This window comes from Hydrogenophaga intermedia (assembly GCF_023715105.1).
Taxonomy (GTDB): Bacteria; Pseudomonadota; Gammaproteobacteria; order Burkholderiales; family Burkholderiaceae_C; genus Hydrogenophaga; species Hydrogenophaga intermedia_A.
In genome coordinates this window covers 32189-46960 of record NZ_JAMBNO010000024.1, presented here as the reverse complement: position 1 = coordinate 46960, position 14772 = coordinate 32189, and the positions used below count along the sequence as shown (strand labels likewise).

General features: G+C 69.5%; 13 protein-coding genes, 1 pseudogene and 1 riboswitch. Of the genes and pseudogenes, 3 read left to right on the top strand and 11 right to left on the bottom strand.

Annotated features, from left to right (window positions below; translation table 11 throughout):
• The first annotated feature begins 157 nt into the window (after window positions 1-157).
• The gene (locus tag M3149_RS19005) at window positions 158-1249 is read left to right on the top strand and encodes a PA0069 family radical SAM protein (protein ID WP_251711061.1); all 1092 of its coding nucleotides are present in this window, start codon (window positions 158-160) and stop codon (window positions 1247-1249) included.
• On the opposite strand, the gene M3149_RS19000 is transcribed toward M3149_RS19005, so the two are convergent.
• The 8 genes and pseudogenes from M3149_RS19000 to thiC form a co-directional block, all read right to left on the bottom strand.
• Window positions 1206-1478: an oxidoreductase-like domain-containing protein gene (locus M3149_RS19000; RefSeq protein ID WP_435370764.1), complete on the bottom strand. Its 273-nt coding sequence runs from the start codon at window positions 1476-1478 to the stop codon at window positions 1206-1208. The two genes, M3149_RS19005 and M3149_RS19000, sit on opposite strands and share 44 nt — an antisense overlap.
• 6 nt (window positions 1479-1484) lie before the next feature.
• Window positions 1485-1727 (bottom strand): annotated as a pseudogene (locus M3149_RS18995) (DUF1653 domain-containing protein); the annotation flags it as partial.
• A gap of 2 nt (window positions 1728-1729) precedes the next feature.
• Window positions 1730-2623, bottom strand: coding sequence for a universal stress protein (locus M3149_RS18990; RefSeq protein ID WP_251711060.1), 894 nt, complete (start codon window positions 2621-2623; stop codon window positions 1730-1732).
• Between the two features lie 25 nt (window positions 2624-2648).
• Window positions 2649-3716, bottom strand: coding sequence for a thiamine phosphate synthase (locus M3149_RS18985; RefSeq protein ID WP_251711059.1), 1068 nt, complete (start codon window positions 3714-3716; stop codon window positions 2649-2651).
• A gap of 5 nt (window positions 3717-3721) precedes the next feature.
• Window positions 3722-4528 carry a thiazole synthase gene (locus tag M3149_RS18980; protein WP_251711058.1) on the bottom strand — a complete coding sequence of 269 codons (807 nt, stop codon included), beginning with the start codon at window positions 4526-4528 and terminating at the stop codon, window positions 3722-3724.
• Window positions 4529-4531: 3 nt separating this feature from the next.
• Entirely contained in the window at window positions 4532-4741 is a 210-nt protein-coding gene (gene thiS, locus M3149_RS18975) for a sulfur carrier protein ThiS (protein WP_251711057.1), read from the bottom strand.
• On the bottom strand, window positions 4734-5813 hold the full coding sequence (locus tag M3149_RS18970) for an FAD-dependent oxidoreductase (RefSeq protein ID WP_251711056.1): 1080 nt from the start codon (window positions 5811-5813) through the stop codon (window positions 4734-4736). Before M3149_RS18970 ends, thiS begins: the two co-directional genes overlap by 8 nt.
• 3 nt (window positions 5814-5816) lie before the next feature.
• Window positions 5817-7706 (bottom strand): phosphomethylpyrimidine synthase ThiC, encoded by a 1890-nt coding sequence (gene thiC / locus M3149_RS18965; RefSeq protein ID WP_251711055.1) that lies wholly within the window; start codon window positions 7704-7706, stop codon window positions 5817-5819.
• A 77-nt stretch (window positions 7707-7783) separates the two neighbouring features.
• A riboswitch (TPP riboswitch) is annotated at window positions 7784-7894 on the bottom strand.
• A 178-nt stretch (window positions 7895-8072) separates the two neighbouring features.
• Here thiC and M3149_RS18960 point away from each other — a divergent pair.
• Window positions 8073-9413 carry an APC family permease gene (locus M3149_RS18960; protein WP_251711064.1) on the top strand — a complete coding sequence of 447 codons (1341 nt, stop codon included), beginning with the start codon at window positions 8073-8075 and terminating at the stop codon, window positions 9411-9413.
• Between the two features lie 10 nt (window positions 9414-9423).
• On the top strand, window positions 9424-10251 hold the full coding sequence (locus tag M3149_RS18955) for an SAM-dependent methyltransferase (protein ID WP_251711054.1): 828 nt from the start codon (window positions 9424-9426) through the stop codon (window positions 10249-10251).
• A gap of 3 nt (window positions 10252-10254) precedes the next feature.
• Here M3149_RS18955 and M3149_RS18950 read toward each other — a convergent pair whose 3' ends face one another.
• The 3 genes from M3149_RS18950 to xdhA all read right to left on the bottom strand — a co-directional run bounded on the left by M3149_RS18950 (window position 10255) and on the right by xdhA (window position 14736).
• Window positions 10255-10833, bottom strand: a complete 579-nt coding sequence (locus M3149_RS18950) for a mechanosensitive ion channel family protein (RefSeq protein ID WP_251711053.1) — start codon at window positions 10831-10833, stop codon at window positions 10255-10257.
• A gap of 106 nt (window positions 10834-10939) precedes the next feature.
• Window positions 10940-13252, bottom strand: a complete 2313-nt coding sequence (gene xdhB / locus M3149_RS18945) for a xanthine dehydrogenase molybdopterin binding subunit (protein WP_251711052.1) — start codon at window positions 13250-13252, stop codon at window positions 10940-10942.
• On the bottom strand, window positions 13249-14736 hold the full coding sequence (gene xdhA, locus M3149_RS18940; protein ID WP_251711051.1) for a xanthine dehydrogenase small subunit: 1488 nt from the start codon (window positions 14734-14736) through the stop codon (window positions 13249-13251). Before xdhA ends, xdhB begins: the two co-directional genes overlap by 4 nt.
• Between the last annotated feature and the right edge of the window lie 36 nt (window positions 14737-14772).

The following is a 14772-nucleotide window of genomic DNA, read 5'->3' as shown; positions in this document are numbered from 1 at the left end:
CGCTGGCGAACCAGTCCAGAAACTCGTTCCAGTTGCTGGGGTAGTCCTTGCCAGCTGCCGGTGATGCGATATGCTGGATATTCATCCAGTGATGGTATCCGAACTGGAGCTAAGCGGATACCCCTTATGTTTATACAGTATTTCTACATGGTCACCCATGAGCGAACTCACCCTTCCCGCCGCGCTGCTCAAGGGCCGCGGCGTGTCGTTTGCCCAGCCGCATCGCTTCGAAGCCACTGCGCGTGGCGCCTTCGATGACGGCTGGGGCACGCTTGACGCTGCACAGGCCGAGGAACACACCGCGCCCGCCACCCAGGTGAGCTGGGAGGATCCGAAGAGCGCCATCACCACCAACGCCTCGCCCGATATCGGCTTCCTGCATGGCCTCAATCCCTACCGCGGTTGCGAGCACGGTTGCGTGTACTGCTACGCGCGGCCGAGCCACAGCTACCTCAATCTCTCGCCCGGGCTGGATTTCGAGACGAAGCTGATCGCCAAACGCGGTCTGGCACAGGTGCTGGCGCGCGAGCTGCAGCGCCCGGGCTACACACCCGATCACATTGCCATCGGCACCGTTACCGACGCCTACCAGCCGATCGAGCGTGAACTCAAACTCACGCGCGACTGCATCGAGGTGCTGGCGCGCGTACAGCATCCGCTGGCCATCGTCACCAAGGGCAGCGGCGTGGAGCGCGACATCGACCTGCTGGCACCGATGGGCGCGCAGGGCCTGGCGGCGGTCTACGTCACCATCACCACGCTCGATGCGAAGCTCGCCCGTGTGCTGGAACCGCGCGCGGCCGCACCCCACCGGCGGCTGCGCACGATTCGCACGCTGGCCGAGGCCGGCATTCCCGTGGGCGTGAGTGTGTCGCCACAGATTCCGTTCCTGAACGAAGACATGGAGCAGGTGCTGGCGGCCGCGCGTGAGGCTGGCGCGCGGCGCGCCTTCTACCAGGTGCTGCGCCTGCCCTGGGAGCTCGCGCCCATTTTTCGCCAGTGGCTCATGCAGCACTGCCCCGACCGGGCGGGCCGGGTGATGGCGCGCATCCAGGACATGCGCGGTGGCCAGGACTACGACAGCGACTTCGCCACCCGCATGAAGGGCAGCGGGCCCTGGGCCGAGCTGCTGCGCCAGCGCTTCCACAAGGCCTGCGCGCGGCTGGGCTACGCGCAGGAGCGCACACCGTTCGACACCACCCGCTTCAACCCGCGGGCGTTGTCGGCGCAGGGCGATCTGTTTGCGTAGTGCTCGCCTGCGCGATCGCCTCCAGCGCGTCGTCGGCCCAGTAGCGCACCGCGTTGTAGTAGCCCTCCCACACGCAGCCGTTGCAGCCGCGCCCGCAGCAGGTGGTGGGTTCGGGCGGTGGAGTGCGCAGCGCACGGGTCAGGTCCAACCCCGCGCGTTGCGCGCGGCCTTGCAGGTGCGCGATCAGCGCCTGCGCCGTGGGCAAGTCGCTGGGCTGCAGATCGGCCACGCCCACGCGGCGAAAGCGCGGTTGCTCGCGGCCGACGAACACCGCGGTCTCGTTGAACATGGTGCTCGGGCGCACCCACAGGCCGCCGCCCTTCAAGCCGTCGCCGTACAGCGCGCGGTACAGCGTCATGCCCTGCAGCGTCTCGCTGCAGCGCACGGTGTCGATCACCTCGTACCAGCCGCCCTTGTAATGGCGGTACAGCCCGGGGCGGGTGGCGTGCAGCGGCGGCAGGTCGTTATCGCTGGCCATGGTCAGCTGCCGTGCGCGGTGGACACGAGCACGTCGCCTTCGGCCTCTTCCAGCACGTGGCGCGTCACGCTGCCCAACAGCAGTTCCTCGGCGGCCTGGCGGCCATGCTTGCCGATGGCGATCAGGTCGCAACGCTGTGCCACCGCCACTTCCAGTATCCGTTGCGGGGTGTCGCCTTCGCTCACGCTGGGCTGCCAGGCCGTGTCGGGCAATGCGGCCTCGCGCGCCAGCGCGAGCAAGGCGTCTCGCGCCTGCACGCGCGCGTGCTCACGGTAGTCGCTCAGCAGGTCGTCGCTCACGCCGGCAAAGCGCAGCTTTTCTTCGAAGGGCACTGTGAACCCGTGGTGCAGCACCAGCGTGGCCCTGGGTGCCAGCGCCTGCACCAGGCGCAACGTGGGCAAGGACCAGCGCGAGAAATCCACCGGCACCAGCACGCGACGGTAGGGCTGCGCCGCGGCTTGCCGCACCACCAGCAGAGGTACGCCGCTCTGGCGCAGCAAGCGCTCGGCGGTGCCGCCGAGCACGCGCTGGTGCAGCGGCGGGTCGCTTCGTGCACCGATCAACAGCAGTTCGGCTTGCAGATCCTGCGCCAGGGCGCACAGCGCGGGCACGGGCTCGCCGTCGAGCAGCGTGGTCTGCGCCGGCGTGCCGAGCGCCTGGGTGGATGCCTGTAGCTGAGCCTGCGCGGCGTCGTGCAATTGCGCGGCCCAGGGGGTGTCGGCGCGCAACCACTGGCGCAGCTCGTCGAGCCAACGTCGATTGAGCACGTGCGCCAGGTGCAGCGCGGCGCCGTGTTCACGTGCAAGCAGCGCGGCGCGCTGCAGCGCGAGGGTGGCCGGCGCCGAAAAATCGGTGGCGGCCAGCAGGCAGCGCGGGGTCGGGGTCGGCTCGGTCATGGCCGGGCCATTGTAGGAAGCCGTTTCAGGGGCCGGCGCGGTGCGCGGCGTCCAGCGTGGGGCGGGGCCGCGCGGGTGGCACGAGTGGCGCGCCGTGCCGGCCCTGCTGCCACGCGGCCTGCCAGGCGGGCAGGGTGGCGCGCGGGTCGTCGCCCAGGCCACGCACCACGCATGCCGTGGCCGCGCCCGTGCGCGCCGCCTCCGCCAGTTGCGCGTGCGCGAGGATGCCGCCGATGGCGATCACCGGTCGCCCGGCCATGCGAACCCACCACGCCAGGTTGTCCAACCCCTGCGGGTGCCAGGGCATGGCCTTGGTGAGCGTGGGCCAGACCGGGCCGCAAGCGATGAGGTCTGCGCCCGCGCCGCGCGCGCGGCACAGTTCCCACAGGCTGTGCGAGCTCAGGCCCAATTGCAGGCCCTGCGTCTGCGCGGCTGCAATCTGTGCGCGATCGTCGGCGTCGAGCTCGATCCAGTCCTCCTGGCCGAGGTGAATGGCTGGCGCCCCGAGTTCAAGCGCGGTGCGCCAGTGGTCGTTCACCACCAGCGTGGCGCCGTGCGTGCGCGTGGCCTGCAGCGCGGCCGCGATCTGCGGGGCCATGGCCGGGTCGTCGCGCGGCACCTTGACGCGCAACTGGATCAGCTGGGTACCGGCTTCGGCGCAGGCCCGCACGCGCTCGGGGCTGTCCACGATGGCGTAGACACCGAGGTCTGTGGCGGTATCGCGCGCAGGCGTGCAGGCTGCGGGCGTTTCGTCGGCCGAGAGCACGGGCAGATCGGCCGCGTCGGCGCGGTCGGGCAGGCGCGCCAGCACGGCGGCGTCGGCCGCGACCCAACCTTGTGCAAGCGCATCCTGAAAGCGCGCCGCGTGGTCCGACGGACCCCCATGCGGCCGCGTGAGCCAGCCGCGCGCGTGTGGCGTGTCGAGCCAGTCGTGTCGATCGCGTGGGTCGTGCGGGTCGCTGGTGATCACCACCGCGAGCGCGCCTTGTTCGCGCAGGCGCCGGGCGAGCTCGGGCGCGTCGTGCACCCCGGGCGGTAGCCCCAGGCGCGCCGCGGCCTCGGCGGCGGTGAGCCGCAAGGTGTCGTGGGCCATGGCGCTCATCCGATCAACATCGGCCGCCCCGCCACCGGCGTGCTGGCCACGGCCATGTCCTGCGGCGCCATCACCCCAGCCTCGAAGGCCAGGCGCCCGGCGCGCACCGCGTCGCCGAAGGCGCGCGCCATGGCCACCGGTTCGCGCGCGTGCGCCACTGCGGAGTTGAGCAGCACGGCATCGAAGCCGAGTTCGAGCGCCTGCGCCGCGTGCGAGGGGGCGCCGATGCCAGCGTCCACCACCAGCGCCACACCGGGCAGGCGCGCGCGCAGCGTGCGCAGCGCCCAGGGGTTGAGCAGGCCCTGACCCGAGCCGATCGGCGCGCCCCAGGGCATCAGCACCTCGCAGCCGGCGTCGAGCAGGCGCTGGCAGGTCACGAGGTCGTCGGTGCAGTAGGGGAACACGGCAAAGCCGGCCTGCACGAGCTCGGCCGCGGCCTCCACCGTGCCCCAGGGGTCGGGCTGCAACGTGTGCTCGTCGCCCACCACCTCGAGCTTGATCCAGCGCGTGCCGTAGAGCTCGCGCGCCATGTGCGCCAGCGCCACCGCCTCGCGCGCGCTGCGGCAACCCGCGGTGTTGGGCAGCAGGTGCACGCCGCGTGCACTCAGGTCTTTCAGCAGCTCGGCGAGAAAGCCGTTGTCGCCGGCCGCGGCCAGGGTGCGGCGCAGGCCGACGGTGACCACGCCCGCGCCGCTGACGGCAATCGCGTCGCGCAGCACCGCGGGCGAGGGATAGCCCGCCGTGCCGATCATCAATCGGCTGTGCAGCGTTTCGCCGTATACGGTCCAGGCCTGGGGTTCGGGCAATGACATGGTTCAGCCTCCCACAATGGCTTCAAAGGTGATCACTTCGTCACCGGGATGCAGCGGCGTGGCGTCGCGTGCCTCGCGCGGCACGAAGCGTGCGTTGACCGCGGTGGCCACGCGCTCGGCGTTCACACCTTCGCGTTGCAGCAGCGTCGTCAGCGTGAGGCCGGCGGGGCAGGGCCGGGATTGGTCGTTGAATCGAATCGTCGGTTCAGGCATGGGTGGTCTCCAGCGGCGCCGCGATGTGCGCGGCAGCCAGCGCGTCGTCCACCAGCGCGGGCGCGATCAGCCAGCCGTGGCGGAACAGGCCGTTGATGCGCAGCAGGCCGCTGGCGTGTTCGATGAAGGGCGCGTTGTCGGCGCGCGCGGGGCGCAGGTTGCTCTCCAGGTGTTCGATGCGCGCTTCCGCGAGCTCGGGCAGCACGCTGTGTGCGGCGCTCAGCAACTCCAGCACACTGCGCAGGCTGGCCGGCGAGCGGTCTTCGCTTTCGATCTCGCTCGCGCCGACCACGATGCGCCCGCCCGGGCGCGGCACCAGGTACACGCGGTGGCGCGGGTGCAGCAGGCGCAGCGGGCGCGAGAGGACCACGCCAGGTGCGTGCAGCCACGCCACCTCGCCGCGCACGCCGCGCAGCGCGACTTGCGGGCGCGCGCCCAGACCGCGGGTGTCGATCGCGAGATCGAAACGGTGCGCCGCACCGTCGGCTTGCACCAGCCGACCGGAAGACACGTCGGTGATCGGCGTGCCCCAGTGCCAGCGCACGCCCTCGGCCTGTTGCGCGAGTGCGAGCAGTGTTTCGCGCGGCAGCACCTGGCCTTCACCGGGCAGCCGCCAGGCGAGCAGGCCGGTGGCCAGCGCGGGCTCCAGGGCGTGCTGCTGCGCGGCGGTCAGCACCTCGGCGCGCGGCGCTTCGGGCAGTGCGTCCAGCCGCGCGAGCACGCGTTGCGCGGCGCCGCGGTCGCTGCCGTGCGCGAGCAGCAGGCTGTCGTTCACGCGCACCAGCGGTTCGGCACCACCCAACGCCGCACCGATCACACGCCACATCGGTAGCGAGCGCCAGCCCAGCCGCGCGATGCCGGCATCGGCGTTGTCGAGTTCGGCAATGGGGCTCAGCATGCCGGCCGCGGTGAAGCCGGCCGCATGCGGCGCGCTGGCGCCGATCTGCCCCACCACCGGCGGTTGCGGGCCTGCCGCGGGGTCGAACACGCTCACCGCGTGGCCGGCGCGCGCGAGCCGCCAGGCCAGCAGACGGCCCAGCACGCCCGCGCCCGCAATGCCGATGCGCGCCACCGTTCAGCCTTTCTTGATCGAATCGAGCGGCACGTAGAACTCGCCGCCCGCGGCCTTGAACTCGGCCGACTTCTCGGCCATGCCGCGCTCCAGCGCCGCGGCCTCGTCCAGCCCCTTCTGCGCGGCGTAATCGCGCACGTCCTGCGTGATCTTCATGCTGCAGAACTTGGGGCCGCACATGGAGCAGAAGTGTGCTTCCTTGCTCGAATCCTTGGGCAGGGTTTCGTCGTGGTAGGCCTCTGCCGTGTCGGGGTCGAGGCCAAGCGCGAACTGGTCGCGCCAGCGGAACTCGAAGCGCGCCTTGCTCATGGCGTCGTCGCGCGCGCGGGCACCGGGGTGGCCCTTGGCAATGTCGGCCGCGTGTGCGGCGATCTTGTAGGCAATGATCCCTTGCTTCACGTCGTCGCGGTCGGGCAGGCCCAGGTGTTCCTTGGGCGTCACGTAGCACAGCATGGCGGTGCCCATCCAGCCGATCATGGCCGCGCCGATGGCCGAAGCAATGTGGTCGTAGCCGGGTGCGATGTCGATGGTGAGCGGGCCCAGGGTGTAGAACGGCGCCTCGTGGCAGTGCTTCAACTGCTCGTCCATGTTGGCCTGGATCAGATGCATGGGCACGTGGCCCGGGCCTTCGATCATGGTCTGCACGTCGTGCTTCCAGGCGATCTGCGTGAGTTCGCCCAGCGTGCGCAATTCGGCGAATTGCGCCTCGTCGTTCGCATCCGCCCCGCTGCCGGGGCGCAGGCCATCGCCGAGCGAGAAGCTCACGTCGTAGGCCTTCATGATCTCGCAGATCTCTTCGAAGTGCGTGTAGAGGAAGTTCTCCTTGTGGTGGGTGATGCACCACTTGGCGAGGATGGAGCCGCCGCGCGAGACGATGCCGGTTCGGCGTTTGGTGGTGAGGTGGATGAAGGGCAGGCGCACGCCGGCGTGGATGGTGAAGTAGTCGATGCCCTGCTCGGCCTGCTCGATCAGCGTGTCGCGGAAGATGGCCCAGGTGAGGTCTTCGGCCACGCCGCCCACTTTCTCCAGCGCCTGGTAGATCGGCACCGTGCCGATGGGCACCGGCGAATTGCGCACGATCCAGTCGCGCGTGGTGTGGATGTTCTTGCCGGTGGACAGGTCCATCACCGTGTCGCCGCCCCAGCGGATGGACCACACGAGCTTCTCCACCTCTTCCTCGATGCTGGAGGTAACCGCCGAGTTGCCGATGTTGGCGTTGATCTTCACGCCGAAGTTGCGGCCGATGATCATCGGCTCGAGTTCGGGGTGGTTGATGTTGGCCGGGATGATGGCGCGCCCGCGCGCCACCTCGTCGCGCACGAACTCGGGCGTGATGATCTCGGGAATGCGCGCACCCATCGGGTTACCGCGCAGGCGCACCTCGCGTTCGGCGTCGCCCAGGTATTCCTGCATCCATTCGCGCTTGCCGTTCTCGCGGATGGCGATGTATTCCATCTCGGGCGTGACGATGCCCTGGCGGGCGTAGTGCATCTGCGTGACGTTGGCACCCGATTTCGCGCGACGCGGTGTGCGTTGCAGCGCAGCCGCCTCCGCCCGCAGCGCATCGATGCGCTCGGCCTCGCGCGCTTCGTGCTTCACCCCGTCGTCCACCGCCTGCCGCTCGCGGCCGCTGTAGGTCTCGGTGTCGCCACGCGCTTCGATCCATGCCGCGCGCAGTGGCGCCAGGCCCTTCTTCACGTCGATCGCCACCGTCGGGTCGGTGTAGGGGCCCGAGGTGTCGTACACCGTCACGCGCTCGCCATTGGTGAGCGCGATCTCGCGCATGGGCACGTTCACGCCCGGCAGCGTGCCGGGCACGAACACCTTGGTGGACGCGGGGAAGGGCTCGCGGGTGAGCGTGAGCAGCGGAGCGAACTTGTCGGGGGCGTTCATGGGGCGGTCTCCTGGGTGGCGGCAAACAAACACACGGCAGTGGTGGTTTGCTCCGGAGGACCGCCGGACGGTATGGGGCCGTCGGGCAACGCTCTTCTTTCGCCGGTACTAGCCGGATCAAGTTCACGGGTTCGGCCGTCAGGCCATCTCAGCGCCAGACCAACGTCTGTGCACCCCGGAGCAGCCGCGAAGTGTACGCCGATCGCCGACGCGACGCGATTGACGTAACCAATTGACCGAGACGCGCTCCACCTGCGGGTTTGTCAGACCCACAACCCGAGTCAGAAGACACGCTTGTCGCTTCCCGCACAGGCAGAGCCGGGCGCGCACAAGGGCGTCCAGGCCGCAGCCCCATCGCGCGCCACGCTGTCGGTGTTCGACGCCGTGATCATCCTCGTCGGCCTGGTGGTGGGCATCGGCATCTTTCGCACGCCGTCGATCGTGGCCAACAGCGTGAGTTCAGAGTGGATGTTCATGCTGGTCTGGGTGATCGGCGGTGCGGTCACACTGGTGGGCGCGCTCTGCTATGCCGAGTTGTCGGCCGCGCACCCCGACACCGGGGGCGAGTATCACTTCCTGTCGCGGGCATACGGACGGCCCCTCGCCATGCTGTTCGGGTGGGCGCGTTGCACCGTCATCCAGACGGGCGCCATTGCGGCGGTTGCCTTTCTGCTGGGTGACTACCTTACGCAGGTGATGCCGCTGGGCCCGCATGGGTCGGCGCTGTACGCGGCGCTTGCCGTCATCGTGCTGACGGGGGTGAATGCCATCGGCACGGCCGAAGGCAAGAACCTGCAGATCGTGGTCACCTTTCTGCATTTGGCGATCATTGCCGCCATCATCGTGTTCGGGCTTGTCGGCCCGACTGCGCCCCCAAACCACGGGACCCTGGCGGTGCCGCCAGGAACTGCGGCACTGGGCGTGGCCATGATCTTCGTGCTCCTTACCTATGGTGGCTGGAACGAGGCGGCCTACCTCAGTGGGGAGTTGCGCGATGCCCCCCGCAACATCGCGCGCGTGCTGACCATCGGCACCCTGGTGCTGGTCACGTTCTACGTGCTGACCAATCTCGCATTGCTCTCGGTGCTCGGGCTCGACGGCCTGCGCGCCTCCGATGCGGTGGCCACCGACATGATGCGTGCCGCTGCGGGCCCATCGGCCGAGTTGATCGTCACGCTGGCGGTCGTCGTGGCGGCGATCTCCACGCTCAATGCCACCATCTTCACCGGGGCTCGCGCGTTCCACGCCATGGGGCGCGACATCACCGCGCTGCGTTGGCTGGGTGTGTGGAACGAACGCGGGCGCTCGCCCGCCAACGGGCATATCGTGCAGGGCGCGCTCGCGCTCGTCCTCATCGCGGTGGGTGCCTTCACGCGCGACGGCTTCAAGGCGATGGTGGATTTCACCGCTCCTGTGTTCTGGGCGTTCCTGCTCCTGGTGGGCGGTGCGCTGTTCGTGCTGCGCTGGCGCGAGCCGCTGCGGGTGCTGCCCTATCGCGTGCCCTGGTACCCGCTCACACCCGCCATCTTCTGTCTGACCTGCCTGTACATGCTGTACGCCAGTCTCGTGTACACCGGCGCGGCCGCGTGGATCGGCCTGGCCGTGCTGGCGTCGGGAATCCCGGTGCTGTACTTCCAGCGTTCTCCCAAGCATCGCGCTGTCGCGCGCGATGCACCGGGCGCGACGCGTTCCAACCCGCCGACCTGAGGAGAAACCCATGAACCTGCATCGCCGCTCCCTTGCCGCCGCCGCGCTGTCCTTGATGGCGTGCGCAAGCCCGGCCTGGTCACAGCTGAGCGAGCCGCCCGGTGCGGCCGCTGCCGACTACGTGCCCGACGAAGGCCAGCCCGGCAAGGACGTGATCTGGCTGCCCACCGCGCAAAGCCTGGTCGAGCGCATGCTGGCACTGGCGAAACTCACGCCCAGGGACCACTTGATCGACCTCGGCTCTGGCGACGGGCGCCTTGTGATCACGGCCGCGCAACGCGGGGCCACCGCGCACGGCATCGAATACAACCCCGACCTTGTGGCTTACGCGCAGCGCGCTGCGGCCAGCGCCGGCGTGAGCGATCGCGCCACGTTCGAGAAGGCGGACATTTTCGAGTCCGACTTCTCCAAGGCCACGGTGATCACGATGTTCCTGCTGCCCGACCTGAACATGCGGCTGCGCCCCACGCTGCTCGACATGAAACCCGGCACGCGCATCGTCTCCAACTCCTTCGGCATGGGCGATTGGGAGCCCGACGAAACCGTGGCCGTAAAGGAGGACTGCAGCACCTACTGCAATGCCTACAAGTGGACCGTGCCCGCCAAGGTGGCCGGTACCTGGCGTTTCGGTGACAGCGAACTCGTGCTCACCCAGACCTTCCAGAAGATCGCGGGCACGCTGCGCGAAGCGGGCAGCGCCCGGCCCATCAGCGAGGCCCATGTCAACGGTGCGCGCATCGGCTTCGTGGTCGGCGGGCAGCGCTTCAGCGGCGAGGTGGACGGCTCGCGCATTCGCGGCACGGTGGACGGCAAGCCCTGGCGCGCCACGCGACGCTGATGTTCAGTCCAGCACCGACCCCACCAGCGGCTGCTGGCTGCGCTTCAGGCGCGTGGTGCGTTGGAAGAACAGGCTGTTGGGCACGCGCAGGTAGGTGGGCTCCTGACCCTCGGGCGCGTCCTCCTTCAACGTGGTGAAAACCAGGGTGATGTCCATCACCTCACCGGCCAGGCCGGGCTTGTCGCCGCCTTCCAGGATCTCGATGTGGTCGTGCAGGCCGAATGGCCGCGAGGTGTAGATGAGCACCGAGCAGAAGATGTTGGAGAGCACGCTCCAGGCCGCAAAGAAAGCGATGGCAGCGACGGCGATGAAGCCGGTGAAGGCGGTCCAGATCAGGCCGGCCGACACGCCCATGCGGTCCAGGATCCACAGCAACGCGGCGACCGTGAGCACCAGCGTGACCAGCCGCTTGCTGCCGACGCTGAACTCCAGCGGCAGGTTCTTGTCGGCCGCCAGCCGCGTGATGAAGCGGTGCAGCAGCGAGCGCAGCAGCATCGCGATCAGGATGATCAGCGCGATCTGCAGACCGACGGTGATGGCTTCGATCCAGGGGTGGGCCCAGTCGGGCAGGACGGATTTCATGGGTTTGAGCATGCGGGTGGCAGGACGGGCCTCGCAGAAGGCCGGGTACGCAAAGCCTGATGGAGGCGTTGCGGTCGCGGATGTTCCGCGACCACCCCCACCATTGTCAGCCGCCCAGGGCCCTCAGCACCACCTCTGATGTGGCCGGCGCGTCCACGTCGTCGGGCCTGCCGCCCGCGCGCGCCACCGCGTCGCGCAGCGCCTCGTGCACGCTGATGGCCAGCATGAAGGGCGGCTCGCCCACCGCCTTGCTGCCGTGCACGTTGTCCTCGCGGTTGGCCTCGGGCCAAAGCGCCACTTTCCAGCGCGGCGGCAAATCGCCCGCGGTGGGGATCTTGTAGGTGCTCGGGGCGTGGGTCTGCAGTTGCCCCTTGGCGTTCCACACCAGTTCCTCGGTGGTGAGCCAACCCATGCCCTGGATGAAGCCGCCCTCGATCTGGCCGATGTCGATGGCTGGGATGATGCTGTGGCCCACGTCGTGGAGGATGTCGACCGCCAGCACCTTGCTCTCACCCGTGAGGGTGTCGATGGCAACCTCGCTGCAGGCGGCCCCGTAGGCGAAGTAGTAGAAGGGGCGTCCCTTCATGGTGGTCTTGTCGTAGTGGATCTTGGGCGTGCGGTAGAAGCCGTCGCTCCAGAGCTGGATGCGGTTGGCGTAGGCGGCGTGCACCACGGCCTCGAAGGTGCGTGTGCTCTTGGGGGTGATGACCTGGCCACCCGCGAAACGCACCGCGCCCGCGCCGCAGCCGTCGAGCCCGGCGACGAAGGCGGCCAGGTTGTCGCGCACATTGCGCGCGGCGAACTGGGCGGCGCGGCCGTTGAGGTCGGTGCCGCTGCTGGCGGCGGTGGCGCTGGCGTTGGGCACCTTGCTGGTGTCGGCCGCGGTGGCCAGCACGCGCTCGAACGGCACGCCCAGTTCGTCAGCCACGATCTGCGCTACCTTGGTGTTCAGGCCCTGGCCCATCTCGGTGCCGCCGTGGTTCACCATCACGCTGCCGTCGGTGTACACGTGCACCAGCGCACCGGCCTGGTTGAACAGCGTGGCGGTGAAGCTGATGCCGAACTTCACCGGCGTGAGCGCGATGCCCTTCTTGATCACCGGGCTCTTCGCGTTGAAGGCGTCGATGGCGGCGCTGCGCTGCGCGTAGTTCGAGGTTTGCGCCAGCGTGCTCATGAGCGGCTCGAGGATGTTGTCCTCGACCTTCATGTCGTAGTGCGTCACGTCGCGCTGGCCCGTGCCGTAGAGGTTGCGCAGCCGCACCTGCAGCGGGTCCAGCCCGAGGTGGCGCGCGATGTCGCTCAGGATGCGCTCGATGGCGATCACGCCCTGCGGGCCACCGAAGCCGCGAAACGCGGTGTGGCTCTGCATGTTCGTCTTGCAGCGGAACGAGTCCACCGCCACGTCTTCGAGGAAATAGGCGTTGTCGCAGTGGAAGATGGCGCGGTCGGCCACCGGGCCGGAGAGGTCGGCGCTGAAGCCGCAGTTCACCAGCATCTGTAACTGCAGGCCGCTGAGCAGACCGGTGTCGTCGAAACCCACGCGGTACTGGTATGCAAACGGGTGGCGCTTGCCGGTGATCAGGAAATCGTCGTCGCGGTCCAGTCGCAGCTTCACGGGCGCGCCCAGGTGGTTGGCCGCGATGGCGGCCCACACGGCCAGGTGGCCGGCCTGCGTTTCCTTGCCGCCGAAGCCGCCACCCATGCGCCGGCATTCCACGGTGACGGCGTGGCTGGCGATGCCCAGCGCGTGCGACACCCAGTGCTGCACCTCGCCCGGGTGCTGGGTGCTGCTGTAGACCCACCACTGGTTCTGCTCCAGCGGCAGCACATAGGCGATCTGGCCTTCGAGGTAGAAGTGTTCCTGCCCGCCGACCTCGAACTCGCCGTCGAGCACGTGGGGCGCGCGCTGGAGCGCGGCGAGCGCATCGCCGCGCGTTACGCGCACGGGGGGCAGCACGTAGCTCTGGCGTTCGTGCGCTTCATGCACCGTGAGCACCGCCGGCAGCGGCTCGATGCGCGGTGTCACCAGCCGCGCGGCGCGGCGCGCGGTCATCACGTCGTCCGCCACGATCAGGCCGAGTACCTGGCCAACGAACTGCACCGTGCCCTGCGCGAACACCGGCTCGTCGTGCGCGAACGCGGCGAGGATCTTGTCGCCGGGGACCTGGTCGGCGCCGACGAAGCCGCGTACGCCAGGCATCGCCAGCGCGGCCGCGGTGTCGATGCCGAGCAGGCGGCCATGCGCCACCGGCGAGCACACCGGTGCGGCATGCAGGGTGCCGCGCACCTCGGGGATGTCGTCGATGTAGGTGGCGGCGCCGGCCACCTGGGCGCGGGCGCTTTCGTGGGCGCGTGAGACACCAGCGGCCAGGCCAGCCGCGGCGGGTTGTTTCAGCAGGGCAGTATCGGGCGCGTTCATGACAGTGCCTCCAGATCCGCCGCTTCCAGCCTGAGGCCCTTGACGCCCCGGTGTTCCAGCCAGAGCCGGCGCAGCAAATTGCCCAGCACCGCGCGGCGGTAGTCGGCGCTGGCGCGCATGTCGCTGATGGGTTGGAACTCGGCGCGCAGCACGGCGGCGGCGGCCATCACGGTGTCGGCGTTCCAGGGCTGGCCGCGCAGCGCGGCTTCGGTCTGGCGTGCCCGCGCCGGCGTGGCGGCCACGCCGCCGGCACCGATGCGGGCTTCCCGCACCACGCCGTGTTCGATGTGCAAGCGAACCGCCAGGCACACGGCCGATATGTCGTCCTCGAAGCGCTTGCTCACCTTGTCCACGCGCAGAAACTCGCTTGCCGTGGGTCGCGGCACCTTCACCCAGCACAGCAACTCGTCCGCGCGCATCACGTTCTGGCGGTAGCCGCTGTAGAGGTCTTCGAGCAGGAGTTCGCGGTGAGCGATGGCGCGGCGCTTCGCATCCCAGCGCATCAGCACAACGCTGGCGCCCAGCGCGATCAACAACGGCATCGAGTCGCCGATGGGCGAGCCATTGGCGACGTTGCCGCCCAGCGTGCCGGCGTTGCGCACGGGAAGGCCGGCGAACCGGCGGGCAAAGGATCCAAGCTGTGGGCGCTCGGCCACGAGCGCGGCATAAGCGTCGGTGAGGCTCACGCCCGCGCCGATGGCGATGTGGTGCGGGTAGGTTTCCACGCGGCGCAGTTCGGCCGCGCCGGTCACGTCCAGCAGTTGCGGGTACTGCTTGTGCAGCTTGGTGATCCACAGGCCGACGTCGGTGGTGCCGGCGATCACCTGGGCGCCGGGGTGCGCGGCACGTGCCTTGAGCAAGGCCTCGAGCGTGGTGGGGCGTTGATAAGGCCCGTCCACCGGCGCCGGGCCCAGGGTGCGCAGGCCGCGCAACACGGCCGCTTCGTCCAGCCGGCTGGCGTCGGGGCAGGGGAGTTCGCCCATGCGTTCGGCGGCGTCCAGGATCGGCCGGTAACCGGTGCAGCGGCACAGGTTGCCTGAAAGGGCGGCCTGCGCGGACTCGCGCGTCACGCCCTGGCCGCCGCCGGTGGTTTCGTACAGCGCGTACAGGCTCATCACGAAGCCCGGGGTGCAGAAGCCGCACTGGCTGCCGTGGCACTGCACCAGGGCCTCCTGCACCGGGTGCAGGGCGCCGTCGGGCGCGGCCAGGTCTTCCACCGTGAACACGGCCTGGCCGTGCACCGCGTGCGCCATCTTGATGCAGGCGTTGACCGCCTTGAGCGCCAGCCGGCCCGCCACGGCCTCGCCCAGCACCACGGTGCAGGCGCCGCAATCGCCCTCGCCGCAGCCCTCCTTGGTGCCGGTGCAGTGCAGGTCTTCGCGCAGCACCTGCAGCAGGGGGCGGTCGGCGGGCACGGCGGGCAGGGTCACGGGCTGGCCGCGGCGCCAGAACGTGAGGGGCTGGCTGGGAATGGAAAGGCTCATGCGCGTCAGCATACCCACCGGGGTTCAGGGCATCAT